Below are 19729 nucleotides of genomic sequence, written 5' to 3'. Positions count from 1 at the left end.
ATCAGCCTCCCGCCAGCGCGACCAGCCGCAGGAACACCACCGGCTCGCCGAGCCGGACCACGACCTCCTCGTCCAGGCCGTGAACCTGGTGTCCGCCAACGAAAATCACGAAGGTGCCGCGCGCGAAGGCCCGGTGCGCCCTGGCCACCTCCTCGGCGATGCCCGGTTCCGGTGGTGCGGGCCGCGGCATCTTGATCACACCCGCCGCGGCCTGCGCCCGGAGGTCCTCATCGGACAGGTACTGGCGATCGAGAGCGCGGCGGCAGCGCCCCGTGTCGGCGCGCAGCTCCCGGATCTGCTCCTCGACCGCGCGGCTGATCAACTCCCGCGCCGTCGTGCGGTCGTCGGCCAGGCGCACCAGCACGGCGGGTACGTCGGGCACCCGCGTGCGCACCTCGATGTCCATCACGAACGGCACCCTAGAACAGGGGTCTGACAGCCCTGGCCGCCCCAGGTGGGGCGCCGCGTCCCCCAGCGCCGGCCCCACACCCGTTCTTCCTTATACGTCAAGCTCTTTGCCGTACCAGACCTCGGCGTACTCGCCCTGGTTGTAAGCCGGGATCTCGGTGTACCCGTGCTTGAGGTAGAGGGCGCGGGCCTCGACCAGGTCCAGCCGGGTGTCCAGCACGATCCGCTTCGCGCCCATGCCGATGGCCGCCTCGTCCACGGCGGCGAGCAGACAGGCCCCACCGCCGGTGCCACGCGCTTCGGGGCGGACGAACACCCGCTTCAGCTCGACGACACCCGGGCCGTACACCCTCAGCCCCGCGCACGCCGCGGGCTCACCGTCATACCTGCCCAGCAGGAGAAGTCCGGTGGGCGGGATGAGATCGGCGTCGGAGGAGTCAGCCAGCTCCTCCTCTATCTCGGCCGGAGTCGAGCGCCTGTCGAAGTGCAGCAAGCGGTAGCGGTCCGCGACGTCGATGTAGTACTCCCGCCACAGGGCCGCCGCTTCCGCGCTGTCCACCGGAGCCGGGGCGACGGTCCACGCCCGCTTCGCTGTCATGACCGCATAATCGCCGGGCGAACCCAGTTGCGCACGTCCTTTTCTCGGTTGACGCGATGGCGCCGCTGGGAACAACGTCGCGGCGCGGAACTGGAGCCTGCACAACGGGCTGCTCGCCGACGACATCAACGGCAGGTGCCTGGCGATCGACAACACGAACCCCGACCCGGGCGCCGGGGAGTTCTCGTCGGATTCGACCACAGCCAAAAGGGGCTCGCGTTCTCTTGTGCCTCGCGGTCGTTCACGGCATAACCGCTGTCTACTACGAGGAGGTGTCCGTGACGCACAAGCTCGCGGTGCTGTCGATCACCGTCGGCATGGCGGTCGCGTTCCCGTCCCCGGCCCAGTCCGCCACCACGATCTGGGTGGGCGCCAGCACGGGATCGCAGGCGGCGGGGTGGTCCACCGCGCAGAACGCCATCGGTGACGACAAGCTGTCCTACCGGCGTTCCTTCGACCCGACCCTGCGCAGCCCGGACAAGGCGAGCTGGCGCGTGGCGGGTTCGCGCCACTGGTACTCCGCCAAGCCGCCGGAGAACGACATCCAGGGCTACATCGACGGGAAGTACGACGGCCAGCTGCGCGCGCTCGCCAAGGACCTGCCGCCCGGGACGATCTTCACCGTCTACCACGAGCCGGAGGACGACATGTCCGGCGCGACGTTCAACCTGTTGATGCGCAAGACGATCGACGTGGTGAAGGCCGCCAACCCCGGCGTGCTGGTGTGGTACTCGGCGATGGCCTACCAGTGGGAGACCAACTCCAAGGGCAACGTGGGCAGCCCCGCCGGGTGGATCGACGCCGCGCGCGCGGCCGACGGCGTCTCACTGGACGTCTACGCCAGCCCGGGTGACGGACCGCTCAGAATCCGTGACGACAAGGGTTTCAAGCGGTGGTGGGACCTCATCAAGGTGCCCAGCGGAAAACCCTGGGGCATCAGCGAACGAGGCATCGCCGCCGCGCACGGTGAGCAGCGACGGATCGCCGTCCTCAAGGACGACTGGGCCTTCGTCAAAGAGCGCGGCGCACACCACTTCCTGTACTGGCAGAACAACAACGACGGCAAGTGGATGCTGACCGGCTCCGAGGAGAAGGCCGCATTCCGAGCGATCGCCGCCCAGGGACGCCAGAACTAGCCCCCACCCCACAGACCCTCATCCTGCGCTGAGGTCGCCGAAGAACCCGTTTCGTACTCTTGCCGGGATTTTGGAGCGCTCTTTTTCCCGTTATGAGTACGAAACGGGGTTCTCTAGACGGCGCCCGCTGACGAGGGGGTGAACGGGCGTGTGTGGGGCATGGGATGAGTTTACTTGGTGGGCGGAGTGCGGGTCGGACTTGCAGGACACGGGCTAAGGGGTTCTGGGGGGTTCCAGTAGGAGAACGGAGGGGACCAGCTCCGGGGCCACCAGGCGCAGCAGGTTGTAGCCGATCCCGGCCCGGCCGTGCATCAGCCCCGGCACCGACTCCGGCCGGGCGGGCCCGGTCCGCCACCCGGCCTCCCGGCCCCGGTCCCGCACGGCGCGCGCCGCCTGCCCGCACCGCCGCAGACCGTCCACATCGGACCGTCGGTGGGCCGCGAGCACCAGCAGTTCCAGCGCGCCGAGGTCGCCGTGGCACAGGCCGTGGTCGCCGACCGAGGCCAGCAGGCCGCCGGTCTCGCCGAACAGGGCCAACGCGGTGGCGCGCTCCGCGGCGTCGAGGTCGTCCCGCACGTCCCAGTCCCCGCTGAGCCCGGCGATCCCCGCCCTGGCCAGCCCGACCCCCGGCACCCCGTGGCACCAGCCCAGCAGTGGGGCACGCGCCGCGGTGCAGCCCTCCGCCCTCGGCGCGGTCCAGTCGTGCCGCTCCGGGTGGAGGTGGTCGCGTTCGTGCCGCAGCGCCGCGTGGACCGTCTCGGCGTACTCCGGGCGCGGATCGACCGCGTGCAGCCGGGCCAGCGCGTAGGCGATGCCGCTCGCGCCGCGCGAGATCCCGATGCCGGTCCCCGGCACCAGCGCGGGGGAGAGCACCAGCCGCCTGCCCGCCGCGTGCGCGACCTCCAGCGCCTGCGAGCCCGGCAGCACCTGGTGCAGTCCGAGCGCGACGAGTATCGCGCCGACGCTGCCGCTGACCAGGTCGAAGCGCTGGTCGTGCTGCACGTGCGCGGCGAGCGGCCGCAGCAGCGACTGGGCGAGGCCGAGCAGGTCCGGCCGCTCCAGCAGGACGGCGGTGTGGGTCAGGTAGTGCACCAGCCCGCCGACCGAACCGAAAGCGCCGGGGTCCGGCCGGTCCAGCGCGGACCTGCCGAGCTGGTCGCCCGCGCCCGCCGCCCACCGCGCCAGGTGGTCGGCGACCGTGTGCGCGGTCCCGGCGATCTCGGTGTCCCCGGTGTAGGCGGCGACCGTGGACAGGAACAGCCCGATCCCCGCGGTGCCCGAGCGCAGGTCCTTCGGCGCCGGGCCGAGTTCCCAGTGCCCGCCGCCCGCCGGGGTCAGCGTGATCCAGCCGATCGCGCCGTTGCGCCGCACGGCCTGGCGGCACAGCCCCTTGGCGAGGTCGACCGCGTCGGCGACCGCCTCCGGGTAGCGCAACGGGTCCCCGGGCAGTTCCTCCGGCTCGGGCGCGGGTCCCCTGGAGGTTGTCCGCCCCGGCGCGGGCACGTCCAGCGCCTGCCGGAGGAGCGAGAGCTGGCGCAGCAGGCTCGGCTCGGTCAGCTCGCCGATCCGGCGGATCGCGATGTCGATCGGCGGCTCCGCCAGCATCGGGCCGAGTGGCTTGCCCTCGCGGTTCCACACCTGCGTGCTGTGCCCGCGGGTGGAGTAGCTGGGCAGCACGCCCACCCGCAGCGCGTGCAGCTCGTCGTTGCACAGCAGCTCGCGCGGCTGATCGCCGGAGTCGTTGGCGGACAAGGAGACCAGGCTCCGATCCCGGTCGACCCCGTCGCGCAGGTGCTCCGGCCGCAGGCTGTCGGCGAGCACCTCGCGGTAGCGGTCCGGGTCGCGGGGCACGTGCCGCACGGGCACCTCGATGAACTTCGACAGCAGCCCGCCGACGGCCAGCCACTGGGGCCAGTCCATCGCGATCGCGCGGTAGGTCCAGTCGAACCCGGCGAGCATCTCGTCGCGGTGCTCGCGCGGGTCGACGGGTGCGCCCTCGTCCAGCGTCGTCACCAGCGCGGCACCGCCACGGCCCGGGTGCGCGATCCTGGTCAGCGACCTGGTGCCGATCATGCCGACGCCGAGCACGCCCTCGCGCATCAGCTCCGCCGCCGGATCCGGCCGCTCCGCTCCGTGCCCCGTGCCCGCGGAACGACCGCGCAGCAGCACCTGGCCGTCCACCAGCACCGGGTACTCGCCGTGCGCGATCACGTTGCGGTGGTGCGCATCCGCTCCGTCGAGCACGTAGAGCAGCGCGGTCAGCGCGCCGATCCGCCAGTGGAACGCCTTCGCCTCGTCCTCGGTGCGGCACGGCCGCGCGGCCACGTGGCACATCCAGCCGTAGCCGTCCTTGGCCAGCACCGGGACCGGCAGCAGGTCGTGCCGCGGCCTCCGGTCGTTGAACCACGCGCAGACGGCCGCCCACGCCCGGTCCGCCTCGACGCTGTGCGGCCGGTAGATCATGCTCAGCCGCTCGAACGCCAGCTCCGCGACGCCCCGGTCACCGCGGTCGAAGTCGATCGAGACCAGCTCGCCGAGCGGTTCACCGCAGACCCGGCTCAGCTCGACGTGGTCCCGGACGAGCCGCTGGGCGAAGCCGGTGCGCTCGTGCAGCCAGGCCCGCAGCACGTCGTTGACGTAGCGCAGCAGCACCGGGTACGTGTTCCACAGCCGCACCTGCCCGGCCTCGTCGGCGTCCGCGACTCCGGACATCGCGTCCGCGATCCGCTGCCGGGGCCACGCGGCGACCACCAGCTCCGGCAGCCGGGTCAGGCCCGGCGCGCCGCTGGTCGCGGGCAGCCTCCGCAACCTGTTGTGCAGCACGCGCTGGTAACCGCGCACGATCTCGGTGACCGCGCGTATCCCGGCCAACTCCTCGTCGGCGGCCAGGTGTCGCTCGTCCTGCGGCGGCCCGCCGTAGCCGCGCACCCGATGGACCTGGATCAGCCAGTCCGGTACCGGGGAACGGTCCTCGCAGCCCGTCGGCGAACCGAAGGTCCGCCACAACGAGTCCAGCTTGAAGCCCAGTACCCCCGCCGCGCGGCGGCTGGCCGTGGACCCCTCGGTGAAGCACGTGTTCCACCGGCCCATCCGGCGTTCGGCGCGCTTGGTGTCGCGCACCGGGGTCGCGGGCAGCTCGTGCAGGTAGCGCGCGTCGGCCCAGCGCAGGTCGGCGATGGGCCAACCCGAGTCCGGCGGTGACACGGGTGGGACGGGCATGGCACTCCTCACAACACATCCGAAGAACGTGCCGGCCCTCGCGCAATCCCATTCGGACAAGCCGGCGGGGCCGGCGGTCGCCGGCCCCGCCCCACACGGCTGTTGCCCCTGCATCACCCGGCGCACAGGGCCGGCGACCTGCGGGGAGTCCCCGCGAGGTAAAGCCTCGACAAAGGCGTTGAAGTACCGCTTAAGCGCCGTTGAAGCGGTCGCGAAGAATGTCAGGGGAGGCTCAAGGAGTGTCGATTCGCCGGTGCTGAGCGACTTTTCTGGGCGATCCATTACGGGCGTTACACCCATAGAAGGCTCGGATAGCGGCCGCCTCCGCTGGTGGCGTGCTGTGCCAGAGTGGATCGCATGCCTGCTGTTTCCGAGAGCTCCGCCGGGGCCGTGGCCAACGACTACGACACCTTCGGCGAGGCGTACGCGGCCGAGACCGAGTCCAGCCTCATCAACGCCTACTACACGCGGCCCGCGATCCTGGACCTGGCCGGGGACGTGGCGGGCAGGCAGGTCCTCGACGCCGGTTGCGGCTCCGGCCCGCTGTTCGAGGCGCTGCGCGACCGGGGCGCCCTCGTCACCGGCTTCGACTTCAGCACGACGATGGTGGAGCTGGCCAGGCAGCGGCTGGGCGCCGACGCGGACCTGCGGGTCGCCGACATCGCCGCCCCGCTGCCCTATCCCGACGCCGCGTTCGACGATGTGATCGCGTCGCTGGTGCTGCATTACCTGGAGGACTGGGATGCGCCGCTGGCCGAGCTGCGGCGCATCCTCAAGCCCGGCGGTCGGCTGATCATGGCCGTGAACCACCCGATCATCTACAAGGTGGTCCATCCCGAAGCCGACTACTTCGGGACCGTCAAGTGGTCCGACGAGTACACCTTCAGCGGCCAGAAGGCCGTGCTCACGTACTGGCACCGGCCGCTGCACGCGATGACCGACGCTTTCACTGCGGCGGGCTTCCGAACCGCCGTCGTCAGCGAACCGCACCCGGCACCGGGCGCCCGCGAGCTGTTCCCGGAGGAACTCGGCACCAGGTCGGCCTTCCTGTGCTTCCTGTTCTTCGTCCTGGAAGCCGTCTGACGGCGAGGCTTCGCTGACCAAAGCTCGGCGAGCCCAGCTCATGCCCCGCAAGCACTCCGCACACCACGTAAACTGTGCCTATGCGCCCCAACCGCCTCCGCACCCAACGCACGGCGGCCGCAACCTAGAGAACCCCGTTTCGTACTCATAACGGGAAAAAGAGCGCTCCAAAAACCCGTTTTGAGTACGAAACGGGATTTTGGGCTGCGCGGATGTTCCGCGGGGGCGTCACGATCGTTGGGGACCGCTTGCAGGGGGCGGCTCAGCCACCGAGCAGTTCGTGCACCCTGGCGGAGCGGGGGCTGCCGATCTCCTCGTAGATCGCCAGTGCCTCCCGCCAGGCGCGCTCGGCCTCCTCCGGCCGGTCCAGTGCCAGGAAGGCCCGCCCGAGCTCCACAGTGGACAGTGCTTCCTGGTAGCGGTCCGCGCTGTCGTGGAACATCCGGGAACTGCGGAGGCAGCAGACCATCGCGTCGTGGCTCCGGCCCTCCGCCCGGTGCACCAGGCCGCGCACGCGCAGCGCGGCGGCCTCGCCCCATTCGCTGCCCAGCTCGCGCATCTGGGCCAGCGCCAGCTCGCTGTTGGCCCGCGCCGGGACCGGGGTGCCGACGCGGGCCTGAGCCTCGGCGAGGCTGAGCCGGGCCAGCGCGGCCGACCACCGGTTGTCCAGCCGCTCCATCGCTTTCAGGCAGTCGGCGAAGTGGTCGAGCGCCTCCAGCGGCCGGTCGGCCTCCGTGCACAGCTCGCCGAGGCTGAGCCTGCTCAGCGCCGCGGTGCCCGGATCGTCGAGCTCGCGGGAGAGCTCAAGCGAACGCCGCAGGCTCTCCTCGGCCTCCGCCATCCGCCCGAGCCGCAGGTAGACCCCGCCGATGTTGTGCAGCACGGAGCGGACCCCGCGCGCTTTGCCCAGCTCGTGGGAGAGTTCGAGGGCGCGGCGGTGGTGGCGCAGCGCGTCGTCCAGCCGGTGCATCTGGTAGGCCGCGTTGCCCAGCCCGGTGACCATGCTGACCTCCGCGTCCGGCCGCCCGGTGCGCCGCGCGGCGCGCAGCCCGGCCTCGTTCGCGGTGATCCAGTGCTGGTAGTCCCTGGTCCGGTCGAAGTGCGGGGCCAGCATCACGGCGAACTGCCAGGCCAGTTCGGGCAGCCCGGCCGACTCGGCCCGGACCACGCACGCGACCAGGTTGTCCTGCTCCGCATCCAGCCAGCGGAACGCCTCGGCGATCGTCCCGAACGCCTCCGGCGGGCAGTCCGGGTCCGGTTCGGCGAACGAGGCCGCGGAGTGCTGGCCGCCGAGGTCGGTCATCACCGCCGCCCAGGCGCTGTGCATCGACCACAGCACCAGCCTGCGCAGCACCGCGCGGGCGCCGTCCTCCCCGTCCTCGGCCGCGACGAGCTGCGCGGCGTACTCGCGGAGCAGGTCGTGCAGCCGGTAGCGCCCCGGCGAGACCTCCTCCACCAGGTGCGCCTCCACCAGCCGCCGCAGCCGCGTCCTGGTCCGCGCCCGGTCGGCGGGTCCCGGCGACACGCACGCGGCCGCGGCGACGGAGAAGTCCGCCCCGGGGATCAGGCCGAGGCGCCGGAACACCATCCGCTCGTCGGGCTCCAGCATCTGGTAGGAGCGCTCGAACGCCGTGCGCACCGCCGCGTGCGGATCATCGGGGATCTCCAGCGCGGCAAGGCGTTCCGCCCCGCTCAACCGCTCGACGAGATCGGCGAGCCCGTCGTGGGCGTTGGTCAGCAGCTGCCCGCACGCCACCCGCAGCGCCAGCGGAAGATGACCGCAACGGTGCGCCAGTTCCCGCGCCGTCTCCGCCTCCGCGCGCACCAGGTCCGCCCCGATCAACCGCTCCAGCAACCGCAGCGAGGTCTCCGGGGACATCATGCCCAGGCGCACCGACTCCGCGCCGTTGAGCGCGACGAGCCCGCCGAGCCTGCTGCGGCTGGTCACCAGGACGGTGCAGCCGGGGGTGCCGGGCAGCATCGGCCGGACCTGTTCGGTGCCGCGCGCGTTGTCCAGCACCAGCAGCAGCCGCTTGCCGGTGAGCGTGCTGCGCAGCATCGCGGCGGCCTCGTCCCGCCGGGTGGGCACCCTGGCGTCGGGCACGCCGAGCGAGCGCAGGAACCGGCCGATGGCCTCCTCCGGCGACATCGGCGGTTCGGAGCTGTAGCCGTGCAGGTCCACGTAGAGCTGGCCGTCCGGGAACCGCGCGGCGGTCCGGTGTCCGAAGTGGACGGCCAGCGCGGTCTTGCCGACGCCCGCCGGGCCGTCGATCGCCACCACCTGGGCGTTGCGCCGCACCGCCCGCTCCAGCAGGGCCAGCTCCTCCTCGCGGCCGGTGAACCCCGCGGGCTCCCCCGGCAGCTCGGCGGGCAGCTCAACCACCCTGGGTGCCTGACCCTCCACTGTGGACACGCGTTTCGCGTCGACCAGCGCGGCGGCGGGCACCCCGGCCAGGATGTCGGCGTGCCTGCGGCGCAACCGCTCCCCCGGTTCCACCGCGAGCGCGTGCACCAACGTCTCCCTGGCCTGCCGGTAGGCCTCCAGCGCGTCGGCCTGCCGCCCCGCCCCGTAGAGCGCCGTCATCAGCCGCGCCCAGTGCCCCTCGTTCAGCGGCTGCTCGGTGGTGAGCGCACGCAGCTCGCCGATCACCTCGGCGTAGTGGCCGAGCCCGAGGCGCGCGTCGACCAGGGTCTGCCGCGCCGACCAGCGCAGCTCCTCCAGGCGCGTGCGCTCGGCGGACACCGTCGGCCCCTGCGGCACGTCGGCGAGCGCGGTGCCGCGCCACAGCGCCAGCGCCTCGCCCATCGTGGCCACCGCCCGGTCGTGCTCGGCCCGGTCCAGCTCCGCCCGGCCGCGCGCGGCGAGCTGCGCGAAGCACTCCGCGTCCAGCTCGCCGGGCCCCACGTCCAGCGCGTACCCACCGGAACGGGTGAAAAGGCCGGGGCCGCCGAGGAGCTGGCGGATCTGGTGCACGTAGACCTGCACGGCGTTGACGGCCGAGCCAGGCGGGTCCTCCGGCCACACCTCGGCCACCAGCCGGTCCACCGAGACGACCTGGTTGGCGTGGAGCAGCAGCAGCGCGAGCACCGAGCGCTGCTTCGCCGCCCTGGCCCCGCGCCAGCCGTCGACCGCACGCACCTCCAGCGGTCCGAGCAGGCGAAACCTCGGCGTCTCCACACCCCGAGCTTAGTGATTTTCCCACCCGCCCCGCCGTCTCCCCTCCCAGCCGGGTTGTCCCGTCTTCAAGTCCTACGAACCCCCTCTCCCACCGTCTTCAACCGCACCTAACCCCCGCGAGCGCCACGCGGGTTAGCCACGGTTAGCGGTGGCTGGGAGGGGGGTCGGGGGTACTTGAAGACCGGCCGACCACGCTGGGGCCGCCGCCCGAAGCGGGGTGCGCGGGCGGAGCGCTTTCACAGTGGTCACACCGGCGGCGGGGTTTGCTACACGCCGGGGTGCGTCCGGCGCGCGGTCACGCGGTGCCTAAAGTCGTGTCCCGAAGAGCAACGGTTCTCGTCGTAGGAGGAACCCCAGTGACCGACCCCGGGCACGCCGAGGGCACGGCCGCCCCCGCCGCACCGCAGACCCCCGCTCGTGACGCCCAACTCCTGGAGCGCACGGTCTTCGAGGTCAAGCGGGTGATCGTCGGGCAGGACCGCCTCGTCGAGCGGATGCTGGTCGGCCTGCTCGCCAAGGGCCACCTGCTGCTGGAGGGCGTGCCCGGCGTGGCCAAGACGCTGGCGGTGGAGACCTTCGCGCGGGTGGTCGGCGGATCGTTCAACCGCCTCCAGTTCACCCCCGACCTGGTGCCAGCCGACATCCTCGGCACCCGGATCTACCGCCAGGGCAGCGAGACCTTCGACGTGGAGCTCGGCCCGGTGGTGGCCAACTTCGTGCTCGCCGACGAGATCAACCGGGCCCCGGCCAAGGTGCAGTCGGCGCTGCTGGAGGTCATGGCCGAGCGGCACGTGTCCATCGGCGGCAAGACCTTCCCGATGCCCGACCCGTTCCTGGTGATGGCCACCCAGAACCCGATCGAGAACGAGGGCGTCTACCCGCTGCCCGAAGCGCAGCGCGACCGCTTCCTGTTCAAGATCCTCGTCGAGTACCCCTCCGCCGAGGAGGAGCGCGAGATCGTCTACCGGATGGGCGTGCAGCCCCCGGCCCCGCACCAGGTGCTCACCGCGCAGGAGCTGGTCCGGCTCCAGGGCGTGGCGTCACAGGTGTTCGTGCACCACGCGCTCGTCGACTACGTGGTCCGCGTCGTGCTGGCCACCCGTCAGCCCGGCGAGCACGGTCTCACCGACGTCGCGGGCTGGATCGCCTACGGCGCGTCCCCGCGCGCCACCCTCGGCGTGGTCGCCGCCTCCCGGGCGCTGGCCCTGGTGCGCGGGCGCGACTACGTGCTGCCGCAGGACGTGGTGGACGTGGTGCCGGACGTGCTGCGACACCGCCTGGTGCTCTCCTACGACGCGCTCGCCGACGGCGTCCCGGTCGACCACATCATCAGCCGCGTGCTGCAGACCGTTCCGCTGCCGCAGGTCTCCGCGCGGCCGCAGCAGGGCCCGCCGCCCGGCCAGCCCATGCCGCAGGCGCCCGCCCAGGCCGCGCCCAGGCAGTGACCCCCGCGCAGAGCCCCGAGGAGACGCGCCCGTCCTGGGCGCCTCCGTCACTGCGGGGCGGACGGATGGAGGCCGGGCTGCGCACGTTGGAGCTGACCGTGCGGCGACGGCTGGACGGCCTGCTCCAGGGCAACCACCTGGGCCTGGTGCCGGGCCCAGGGACCGAACCCGGTGAGGCGCGGCAGTACCAGCCCGGCGACGACGTGCGCCGGATGGACTGGTCGGTCACCGCGCGCACCACCGAGCCGCACATCCGGGAGACCGTCGCCGACCGCGAGCTGGAGACCTGGGTCGTCCTGGACCGCTCGCGGAGCATGGACTTCGGCACGGCGGGCTGCGAGAAGCGCGACCTCGGCATCGCCGCTCTGGCCGCCGTCGCGCACCTGACCAGGGGCGGCGGCAACCGGATCGGCGCGGTCGTGGCCAACGGCGAGCGCACGATCCGCATCCCGGCGCGCGGCGGCCTGCCGTACGCGCGGAGCCTGATCCGCAAGGCGGCCGAACACCCCGCCGCGCCCGAGGGCACCCGGGGTGATCTCGCCGCCGCGCTGGAGCAGCTGCGCCGCCCGCCGCGCAGGCGGGGCCTGGCCGTGGTGATCTCCGACTTCCTCGGCCCGGTGGACTGGCTGCGCGCGATGCGCGGCCTGGCCGCCCGGCACGACCTGCTCGCGGTCGAGGTGCTGGACCCGCGTGATGTGGAACTGCCCGACGTCGGCACCGTGGTGCTGGCCGACCCGGAGACCGGCGGCCAGCGCGAGGTGCACGCGACCCCCTTGCTGCGCAGGGAGTTCGCCGCCGCGGCAGCGGCCCACCGCGACGAGGTGGCCGCCGCGCTGCGCGGGGTCGGGGCCTCGCACCTGGTGCTGCGCACCGACTCCGACTGGATCGCCGACATCCTGCGCTTCGTGGTGCGCCGCAAGCAGCGCTGGTCGGGAGGGGGAGCCTGATGTTCGGTCTGAGCCTGGAGGGCTTCGCCAACCCGTGGTGGTTCCTGCTGCTGGCCGCGGTGGCCGGGCTGCTCGGCTGGTACGTGCTGGAGCAGCGGCGGCGCAAGCGCAACGTCATGCGCTTCACCAACCTGGAGCTGCTGGAGAAGGTGGCCCCGAAGCGGCAGGGCTGGGTGCGCCACGTCGCGCCCGCGCTGATGCTGGTGTCGATGACGCTGCTGACCGTGGCGATGACCGGGCCCACCGGTGAGCAGCGGGTGCCGCGCAACCGCGCGACCGTGATGCTGGTGATCGACGTGTCGCTGTCGATGAAGGCCACCGACGTGAAGCCGGACCGGCTGACCGCGGCGCAGAACGCGGCCAAGGCTTTCGCTGACGGGCTGACCCCCGGGGTGAACCTGGGCCTGATCACCTTCGCGGGCTCGGCGGCGGTCGTGGTCGCGCCGACCGTGGAACGCGGCCCGGTCAAGCACGCCATCGACAACCTGCGCCTGGGCGCGGGCACGGCGACCGGTGACGGGATCGCCTCCGCGGTGGCCGCCGTCGACTCCTTCAGCAAGCTGATCGCCGGGCCGGAGGGACGCCCGCCCGCGCGGATCGTGCTGATGTCCGACGGCAAGCAGACCATCCCGACCAGCCTGGACGAACCGCGCGGCGCCTTCGCCGAGGCGAAGAACGCCAAGAACGGCGGCATGCCGATCTCGGCCATCTCCTTCGGCACCGAGTACGGCAGCATCGAGATCGACGGCCGCTCGCAGCTCGTGCCGGTGGACGACGACTCGATGAAGCAGATCGCCACGCTCTCCGGCGGTGACTTCCACAAGGCCGCCACCGAGAGCGAGCTGCGCCGGGTCTACGACAACCTGGGCGAGCAGATCGGCTACGAGACCAAGCGCGCCGACGCCAGCCGTCCGTGGATGGTGCTCGGCACGCTCACGCTCATCGTCGCCGCTGGCATCTCCCTCGTGCTCGGCCAACGCATCCCCTGACCCAGGTCCGCCGGTCTTCAAGTACCCCGAACCCCCGTCCCAGCGGTCTCAAACGACGACAAACCCCACCAGGGTTGGTAGCGGTTGGAGACGTTCGGAGCGGGGGTTCGTCTTACTTGAAGACCGCCGCACCTCTGCGCGAATGCGCCTGAGACAGCGCGGCGTTGCCAGCGAACGGACGTTCCGGGCGAGCGCGTGGTCGCTGTCGGACGTGGTGCGGCGACGACTCCGACGTGGAGGCGGCACGGCTTGGGTGGATGCGTGCGCGCGGGCCGCAGGGGCGTGGGCTGAGGCTTGGGTTGGGGGCGGTTTGAGACCGTGAGGGCGGGGGTTGGGGGTACTTGAAGACTGCCCTACCTCGGGTGCGATGCGACGATGCACGCGTGCGAGTGCTGCTGGTCGAGGACGACGAACCGATCGCCGAGTCGCTGGGGCGCGGGTTGCGCCGCTACGGCTTCGAGGTCGACTGGGTGCGCACCGGGGCGGAGGCGCTGGCCGCGCCCGAGGCCGGGCTGGTGCTGCTGGACCTGGGGCTGCCCGATACCGACGGGCTGGACGTGTGCCGGGAGCTGCGGGCGCGCGGCGATGTGCCGATCATCGTGATCAGCGCGCGCAGCGACGAGGTGGACCGGGTGGTGGGCCTGGAGATCGGGGCGGACGACTACGTGTCCAAGCCGTTCGGGGTGCGCGAGGTGATCGCGCGGATGCGGGCGGTGCTGCGCCGGGTCCGCCCCGCCGGGCCGGAGGAACAAGCGCCGGACCGCTACGGGCGGTTGGCCCTGGACCGGCGGGCGCGGCGGGCGTTCCTGGACGAGGCGGAGGTGCCGCTGACGCCGAAGGAGTACGACCTGCTCGCGTTCCTCACCGAGGAGCCGGGCGCGGTGTTCACCAGGGAGCAGATCATGGAAGCGGTCTGGGACGCCAACTGGTTCGGCCCGACCAAGACCCTGGACGTGCACGTGGGCGCGTTGCGGCGGAAGTTCCCGGACGCCTTCGCGATCGAGACCGTGCGCGGCGTCGGCTTCCGTCTGGTCGTGTCGTAGTGGTCCGCCAGCTCGTCGCCAGCTACGTCCTGCTGATCGCGCTGGCGATCGCGGGCTTCACGGTCCCGGTCGCGTTCACGCTCACCGCCCAGCTGGAAGGCGACCTCGAACTGTCCGTGCGGCGCGAGGCCGACACGGTCGCGCTGCTGCTCGCCGCAGGCGATGAGCCGTCGCGACAAGCGCTGGACCGACTCGTGCGGGCCTACGAACAGCAGACGCCGGGGCGGATCGAGTTGTTGCCCGCGGCCGCGGCGACGGACAGCACCGCGTGGCAGTACTCCCCCGCGCTCGGCGCGGACGCGTTGGTGGTCACCGTCCCCGCGAGCTCGCCCGACGGAGCGGTCAAGGGCGCGGTGCGCGTCAGCTTCCCGGACGCGCCGCTGGAGCAGCGGCTGTGGCAGATCTGGGGTTTCCGCGCCGCTCTCGCGATCGGGGTGCTGGTGCTGGCCGCTGCGGCTGGGGTGTTCGTCGCCCGGCGGCTGACGCGTCCGCTGCGGGAGCTGACCGCGATGGCCGCGCGGTTCGGTGACGGTGACCTCACGGCGCGCTCGGTCGAGGCGGGTCCGCCGGAGACGCGCACGCTCTCGCGCACGCTGAACGCGGGGGCGGAGCGGATCGGCACGCTGGTCGACGCGCAGCGGGCGTTCGTCGCCGACGCGTCGCACCAGCTGCGCACGCCCCTGACCGCGCTGAGGCTGTCGCTGGACAACATCTCCGATGCCCTCGCCGACAACAACACCGATGACGAGTTCACCCGCGAGGACGTGGCCGCCGCGACCGCCGAGGTGGTCCGGATGAGCAGGCTGGTCAACGGCCTGCTCGCGCTGGCGAAGGCGGAGGGCATGGTGGCCCCGCCGGAGCCCACCGAGGTGGCGGACCTGGTGCGGGACCGGTTCGAGGTGTGGTCGCCGGTGGCCGCCGAGCGCGGGGTGCGCCTGGTGGCCGAGCTGCCCGACGAGGACCTGCGGGTGCTGGCCGGGCCGGGCCACCTGGAGCAGGTGCTGGACAACGTGCTCTCCAACGCCCTGGACGTGTCCCCGGAGGGCGGGATGATCACCGTGCGGGCCGGGGCCGCTGGCGACCGGGTGGACCTGGCCGTGCTCGACCAGGGACCCGGTCTGTCCGAACAGGACAGAGCTCGGGCCTTCGACCGCTTCTGGCGCGGTCCCGCGCTGACCGGCCGCGGCGGTTCCGGGCTGGGCCTGGCGATCGTGAAGCAGCTGGTCGCCGACTCCGCCGGGAGCGCTCGCCTCGAAGCGGCTCCCGGCGGCGGGCTGGGCGTGTGGATCTCCCTGCGCGCGGCTACTTCTCCGGCATCGCCGAGGAGTGGTGGGTGACGATCAGCCACCTGCCCCCGACCTTCTCGTAGACGTAGGTGAATCGAGCGTCCACAGTGGACCCGTCGGCGAAGCTGAACCGGTATGTCCCGTTGTTCGTCGCGGAGTTGTTGTCCAGCACGGTGATCGTCGAGCTGAGGATGCGACCGCTCGGCTTCTTCGCGAGGAAGGTCTCGAAGTAGTTGACGATCCTGGCCCGGTCGGTGCGGACCTCGTTGGAGACCGTGGGCAGCAGCACCGCGTTGCGAGCGTAGAGGTCGGCGACGGTGCTCGGGCTACCGGTGGCGAGCGCGGCGTTCCACTGGCTGAACAGCGCGGCGATCCGCTGCTGCGACGGCTTGCCGATCTCGATGGTTAACGCAGAGCGCTGCGGGGCCTGTGCGCTCGCGGTCCCGGCGAACGCGGTGGCGAGCAGCGCGGTGGTCACGGCGGCGACTTTGATGCCCTTGCTGGTGCGCATTGTCGAACTCCTCAGTGCTCGTCGGTGGGTGTGACTCCACTTTCGAGCGAGCGAGGTAGCGCCAGGACAGCGCGAACACAGGGCCGGGTAAGGGAAAGGACAAACTTCGGCGGGTGACGATCCGGCTACTCGGCGCGGTCGCGCCAGCGGCCGAGGTCCGCCGGGGTGTCGATGTCGTCGGCCTCCGCGTCCTCGGCGGGCAGCCGCCGCACGGTCAGCCCGCCGAGCACGCGCCGGAGCGAGCTGCCCGCGGGCGTTTCGGGCAGGCACCGCGACAGAGCGGCGGTTCGCCACACCCCCACCATCCACTGTGGACGGTCCTCGGCGTCGACGAGCACCACCCCGTCGACGTCCTCGCTCAGCGCGGCGCGCAGCCGGGTCAGCGTGCTCGCGGTGACCCCGGGCTGGTCGACCGCGAGCACCGCGACCACGTCGTCGACCACCCGCGCCACACCGGCGGCGAGCCCGGCGACCGGCCCACCTCCAGGCGGGTCCTCACGAGTCCACACCACGGGCCGGGTGGTCTCGCGCCGGGGCCCGACCACGATCACCCGCGAGTCCGGGGCGACGAGGCCGAGCACCCGCTCCAGCAAGGTCCTGCCGCCGAGGACGAGCGCGGCCTTGTCCCGTCCACCGAGACGACTGCCCTCGCCCCCGGCCAGCACGATCAGTTCCACCAGCCCATCCTGCCGGACGTCAGGACTTGACGGCCCCCAGGTTGACCGGGATCGACGTCGGGCCGATCGTGATGAACGACGCCGAGTAGGGGATCTCCGCCGGGTCGATCGCCAGGCTGAGCTCCGGCAGCCGCCGGTACAACGTGGCCAGCGCGAGCTCTCCCTCCAGGCGGGCCAGGTGCGCGCCGACGCAGAACCGCGGCCCGAAGCCGAATCCGGGGTGCCCGGCCTGGTCCCGGGTGAGGTCGAACTCGTTCGCGGTCTCCCCGTACACGGCCGGGTCCTGCCCCGCGGCCTGGAAGGAGACGCCGACCGCGCTGCCCTTGGGGATGTGCACGCCGTCGACCGTGACGTCCTCAAGGGCGTACCGGAAGCTGGTCCACATCACCGAGTGCCGGTACCGCAGGGTCTCCTCGACCACGTCGGCCCACCGGTCCCCGGACTTAGCCAGCTCCAGCTGGTCGGGGTTCTGGGACAGCGCGACGATGGCGTGACCGAGCATGTGGACCGTGGTCTCGTGCCCGGCGAGCACCATCAGCCACAGCACGCCGACCAGCTCGTCGGTGGTGAGCTTGTCGCCCTCGTCGCGGGCCTGCACGAGACCCGAGGTGAGGTCCTCACCGGGCTCGTTGTGCTTGCGCTCCACCAGTTCGTTCAGGTACGCCAGGTAGGCGTTCTGCGTCGCGAACGCCTCCTCGGGCGGAGTCGTGTGCGAGAGCAGCAGGGTGGTCCACTTCCGCACCTGTGCCCGTTCCGACCTGGGCACGCCGAAGAGCTCGCAGATCACCCACATCGGCAGCGCCTCGGTGAAGGTCGGCACGAGGTCGACACCGTCACCCCCGGCCACCACGGTGTCGATCAGCTCGTCGACGATCGCCTGGACCCGGGGCCGCAGCGCCTGCACCCGGGCGGGAGTGAACGCCTTGGCGATCAGGCCGCGCAGCCGCCGGTGCTGCGAGCCGTCGGTGGTGGACATGTGCTGCCCCTGGACGATGGCCCGCAACGGCCAGTCCGCGGCGATCGAGCCGTCGTGCAGGGCGGGCCAGTGCTCCGGTCCGCGGACGAAGACCTTGTTGTCGCCCGCGATGATCTCGCGCGCCGCGGCCTGCGACAACGCGATGTACGCGGGAACGCCGCCGGGGTAGGCGACCTTGACAACGGGGCCGATTTCGCGGAGGCGGTTGCACGTGTCGAGCACCGGCTCGTTGGCCGGAAAAGCGGGAAGGTCGGTTGTCATCGGGAACACCTTCCGTACAGGAACTGGAACTGTGTGTGGCGGGCCGGAACGGCGCCCGATGCTCCGCCGACCGCGCTGCGCGGACAAGACAATCGCCGCGACCACGCCCCAAAACAAAAGCAAGTGCACAAAACCCAAGGAAAACCTTCGGCCTCCCGCGAAATCTCTCGCGGCCCTAGTATTCCGGCCCATGGGGAGTGAGCGACTGGTCGCCGGGCGCTACCGGCTGGAGGAACGGGTCGGCTCAGGGGCGATGGGCGTCGTCTGGCGGGCCACCGACACCGAGCTGGGGCGGGTGGTCGCGCTCAAGCACTCGCAGGAGGGCGACAACGGCCAGATTCGGCGGGAAGCCAGGATCGGCGCCGGGCTGCACCACCCGCACGTGGTCACCGTCTTCGACGTCGTGGTCGACGACGGCGAGCGCTGGCTTGTCATGGAGTACCTGCCCGCGCGCACCCTGGCCGAGATCCTCGACGAGGACGGGCCGCTCGACCCCGTCACGACCGCGCGGATCGGGGCCCAGCTCGCGGCGGCGCTCACCGCGATGCACGAGCGCCGCATGGTGCACCGCGACATCAAGCCGGGCAACGTGCTGGTCGGCGAGGACGGCACCGCGAAGCTCACCGACCTCGGAATCGCGCAGTGGGCGGAGGTGACCCACACCAGCAGCGGCCAGATCGGCGGCACGCCCGGATACCTCGCCCCGGAGGTGGCCGACGGGCACGACGCCAAGGCCGCCTCCGACGTGTTCTCCCTCGGCGCCACGCTGTTCGCCGCCGTGGAGGGCGGTTCTCCTTGGGGCGACTCGACCCGGGGCCCGTTCGCCCAGCTGCGCCGTGCCGCCTCCGGGGTCACCGAGCCGATGAAGCGGGCCGGGCCACTGGAGCCGGTGCTGGCGCAGATGCTCGACAAAACGCCCGCCGACCGCCCGACCGCATCGCGCGCGAAGGAGCTCCTGGACAAGGTCTCCGGCGAGTCGACACCGGTGTTCTCCTTGCCCCGCAAGCGAAAGCGTCGCACGCTCGCACTGGGGGCCGCGGCTGTCGCCGTCGCGCTGGCCGCCGGAGCAGCGGTGTACCTCACGAGGGACACCACGGTTCCCGGCTCACTGGGCGATCCGCGCACCGCCGACCCGTGCGCCCTGCTCGACGCGGCGGTGGTGGCCTCCTTCGGCGAGGTGACCTCGGACTCCGAGTACGGCGAATACACCCGCTGCGGCCTGTACATCAAGCAGAGCCGGGAGGACCAGGACCTGATCGTGCTGGGGCTGTCGTTCGACCCCCGCGAGGACTACGGCGAGCACCCGTACACGCCCGGCAGGCTCGGCCATCCGCACCGCCCACCGGAGAAGGACAACCGGTGCCTCCGGGCGGTCGCGCTGCCCGACGTCGGCCAGATCACGATCACCACCAACCACCGCCAGGAGAAGCCCGCGCCGCTGTGCGCGGTCGCCGAGGCGGCGTTCAGCAACGCGCTGGCCATGCTCCTGCGCGACGAGATCCCACGCCGCCGCGACCCGTTCCCGAAGGGGTCGACCGGACTGCTGGACGCGTGCGCGCTGCTCGGCGACGCCGACCTCACCAAGGTGCTCGGCGTCCCCGGCATGCCCGTCGATCCCAAGCTGGGCAACTGGACCTGCTACTGGGAGAAGGGCCCGGTCGAGGCCGAGGTCGCGTTCGCCCGCAGCTGGCAGCTGACCCCGGGGCCGCGGCCGGACGGGGACGGCGAACTGGTCAGGGTCGGCTCGCGCGAGGCGTTCGTCGAGACGAGCAAGGCGGGCAACGACGACGCCGACGTCTGCACCGTCCAGATCGTGAACCGCAAGTACAACAAGAAGGCGGCGTGGAACGACACGTGGGACGAGCTGGTCAACGTGTCCGTGGAGACCAAGTCCGACCCGCTGCCCGCGCTCTGCGCGAAGGCGCTCGACCTCGCCCGCGTCGTCGAGCAGCGGCTGCCCCCGGTCTGAGCG

At 72.1% G+C, this 19729-nt stretch carries 15 protein-coding genes; 8 read left to right on the top strand and 7 right to left on the bottom strand.

All coding sequences use genetic code 11. From position 1 onward, the window contains the following. Position 1: 1 nt before the first annotated feature. Complete coding sequence (locus NLX83_RS23380; RefSeq protein WP_254237264.1) at positions 2 to 409, bottom strand: hypothetical protein; 408 nt, start codon at positions 407 to 409, stop codon at positions 2 to 4. Between the two features lie 90 nt (positions 410 to 499). Next, positions 500 to 1006 (bottom strand): GNAT family N-acetyltransferase, encoded by a 507-nt coding sequence (locus NLX83_RS23375; RefSeq protein WP_254237263.1) that lies wholly within the window; start codon positions 1004 to 1006, stop codon positions 500 to 502. 278 nt (positions 1007 to 1284) lie between these two features. Between NLX83_RS23375 and NLX83_RS23370 the strand changes: the two genes are divergently transcribed. Beyond that, complete coding sequence (locus NLX83_RS23370) at positions 1285 to 2142, top strand: hypothetical protein (protein WP_254237262.1); 858 nt, start codon at positions 1285 to 1287, stop codon at positions 2140 to 2142. 213 nt (positions 2143 to 2355) lie between these two features. Here the strand turns inward: NLX83_RS23370 and NLX83_RS23365 are convergent, their stop codons facing one another. Then, on the bottom strand, positions 2356 to 5361 hold the full coding sequence (locus tag NLX83_RS23365; RefSeq protein ID WP_254237261.1) for a type 2 lanthipeptide synthetase LanM family protein: 3006 nt from the start codon (positions 5359 to 5361) through the stop codon (positions 2356 to 2358). 357 nt (positions 5362 to 5718) lie between these two features. Here NLX83_RS23365 and NLX83_RS23360 point away from each other — a divergent pair, with 357 nt between their 5' ends. After that, positions 5719 to 6444 (top strand): class I SAM-dependent methyltransferase, encoded by a 726-nt coding sequence (locus NLX83_RS23360; RefSeq protein ID WP_254237260.1) that lies wholly within the window; start codon positions 5719 to 5721, stop codon positions 6442 to 6444. A gap of 262 nt (positions 6445 to 6706) precedes the next feature. On the opposite strand, the gene NLX83_RS23355 is transcribed toward NLX83_RS23360, so the two are convergent. Then, complete coding sequence (locus tag NLX83_RS23355) at positions 6707 to 9622, bottom strand: AfsR/SARP family transcriptional regulator (RefSeq protein WP_254237259.1); 2916 nt, start codon at positions 9620 to 9622, stop codon at positions 6707 to 6709. A gap of 356 nt (positions 9623 to 9978) precedes the next feature. Between NLX83_RS23355 and NLX83_RS23350 the strand changes: the two genes are divergently transcribed. The 5 genes from NLX83_RS23350 (at position 9979) to NLX83_RS23330 (ending at position 15383) form a co-directional block, all read left to right on the top strand. Next, a complete protein-coding gene (locus NLX83_RS23350) occupies positions 9979 to 11067 on the top strand; it encodes an AAA family ATPase (RefSeq protein ID WP_254237258.1) in 1089 nt (362 codons plus the stop codon). Positions 11068 to 11132: 65 nt separating this feature from the next. Then, positions 11133 to 12014, top strand: a complete 882-nt coding sequence (locus NLX83_RS23345) for a DUF58 domain-containing protein (protein WP_254237257.1) — start codon at positions 11133 to 11135, stop codon at positions 12012 to 12014. 8 nt (positions 12015 to 12022) lie between these two features. Then, the gene (locus NLX83_RS23340; protein ID WP_254237466.1) at positions 12023 to 13003 is read left to right on the top strand and encodes a VWA domain-containing protein; all 981 of its coding nucleotides are present in this window, start codon (positions 12023 to 12025) and stop codon (positions 13001 to 13003) included. A 383-nt stretch (positions 13004 to 13386) separates the two neighbouring features. Beyond that, positions 13387 to 14046, top strand: coding sequence for a response regulator transcription factor (locus NLX83_RS23335; RefSeq protein ID WP_254237256.1), 660 nt, complete (start codon positions 13387 to 13389; stop codon positions 14044 to 14046). Further along, complete coding sequence (locus NLX83_RS23330) at positions 14046 to 15383, top strand: sensor histidine kinase (protein ID WP_254237255.1); 1338 nt, start codon at positions 14046 to 14048, stop codon at positions 15381 to 15383. Before NLX83_RS23335 ends, NLX83_RS23330 begins: the two co-directional genes overlap by 1 nt. Here NLX83_RS23330 and NLX83_RS23325 read toward each other — a convergent pair. The 3 genes from NLX83_RS23325 to NLX83_RS23315 all read right to left on the bottom strand — a co-directional run bounded on the left by NLX83_RS23325 (position 15349) and on the right by NLX83_RS23315 (position 17757). Next, positions 15349 to 15843, bottom strand: a complete 495-nt coding sequence (locus NLX83_RS23325; protein ID WP_254237254.1) for an SgcJ/EcaC family oxidoreductase — start codon at positions 15841 to 15843, stop codon at positions 15349 to 15351. The genes NLX83_RS23330 and NLX83_RS23325 overlap by 35 nt on opposite strands. Before the next feature lie 125 nt (positions 15844 to 15968). Then, positions 15969 to 16520: a molybdenum cofactor guanylyltransferase gene (gene mobA, locus NLX83_RS23320; protein ID WP_254237253.1), complete on the bottom strand. Its 552-nt coding sequence runs from the start codon at positions 16518 to 16520 to the stop codon at positions 15969 to 15971. 19 nt (positions 16521 to 16539) lie between these two features. Then, positions 16540 to 17757, bottom strand: coding sequence for a cytochrome P450 family protein (locus NLX83_RS23315; RefSeq protein ID WP_254237252.1), 1218 nt, complete (start codon positions 17755 to 17757; stop codon positions 16540 to 16542). Positions 17758 to 17947: 190 nt separating this feature from the next. Here NLX83_RS23315 and NLX83_RS23310 point away from each other — a divergent pair, with 190 nt between their 5' ends. Next, on the top strand, positions 17948 to 19726 hold the full coding sequence (locus NLX83_RS23310; protein ID WP_254237251.1) for a serine/threonine-protein kinase: 1779 nt from the start codon (positions 17948 to 17950) through the stop codon (positions 19724 to 19726). Positions 19727 to 19729: the final 3 nt, after the last annotated feature.

Origin of the sequence: Allokutzneria sp. A3M-2-11 16, from assembly GCF_024213555.1 — a bacterium.
Classification (GTDB): Bacteria; Actinomycetota; Actinomycetes; order Mycobacteriales; family Pseudonocardiaceae; genus Allokutzneria.
This window is presented reverse-complemented; position numbering and strand designations above follow the sequence as displayed.

What these genes read in the sequence shown, in the direction of transcription:
- NLX83_RS23375 (WP_254237263.1), bottom strand. Translation starts at nt 1,006, where the DNA reads ATGACAGCGAAGCGGGCGTGGACCGTCGCCCCGGCTCCGGTGGACAGC.
- NLX83_RS23365 (WP_254237261.1), bottom strand. Translation starts at nt 5,361, where the DNA reads ATGCCCGTCCCACCCGTGTCACCGCCGGACTCGGGTTGGCCCATCGCC.
- NLX83_RS23360 (WP_254237260.1), top strand. Translation starts at nt 5,719, where the DNA reads ATGCCTGCTGTTTCCGAGAGCTCCGCCGGGGCCGTGGCCAACGACTAC.
- NLX83_RS23345 (WP_254237257.1), top strand. Translation starts at nt 11,133, where the DNA reads ATGGAGGCCGGGCTGCGCACGTTGGAGCTGACCGTGCGGCGACGGCTG.
- NLX83_RS23325 (WP_254237254.1), bottom strand. Translation starts at nt 15,843, where the DNA reads ATGCGCACCAGCAAGGGCATCAAAGTCGCCGCCGTGACCACCGCGCTG.
- NLX83_RS23315 (WP_254237252.1), bottom strand. Translation starts at nt 17,757, where the DNA reads ATGACAACCGACCTTCCCGCTTTTCCGGCCAACGAGCCGGTGCTCGAC.
- NLX83_RS23310 (WP_254237251.1), top strand. Translation starts at nt 17,948, where the DNA reads ATGGGGAGTGAGCGACTGGTCGCCGGGCGCTACCGGCTGGAGGAACGG.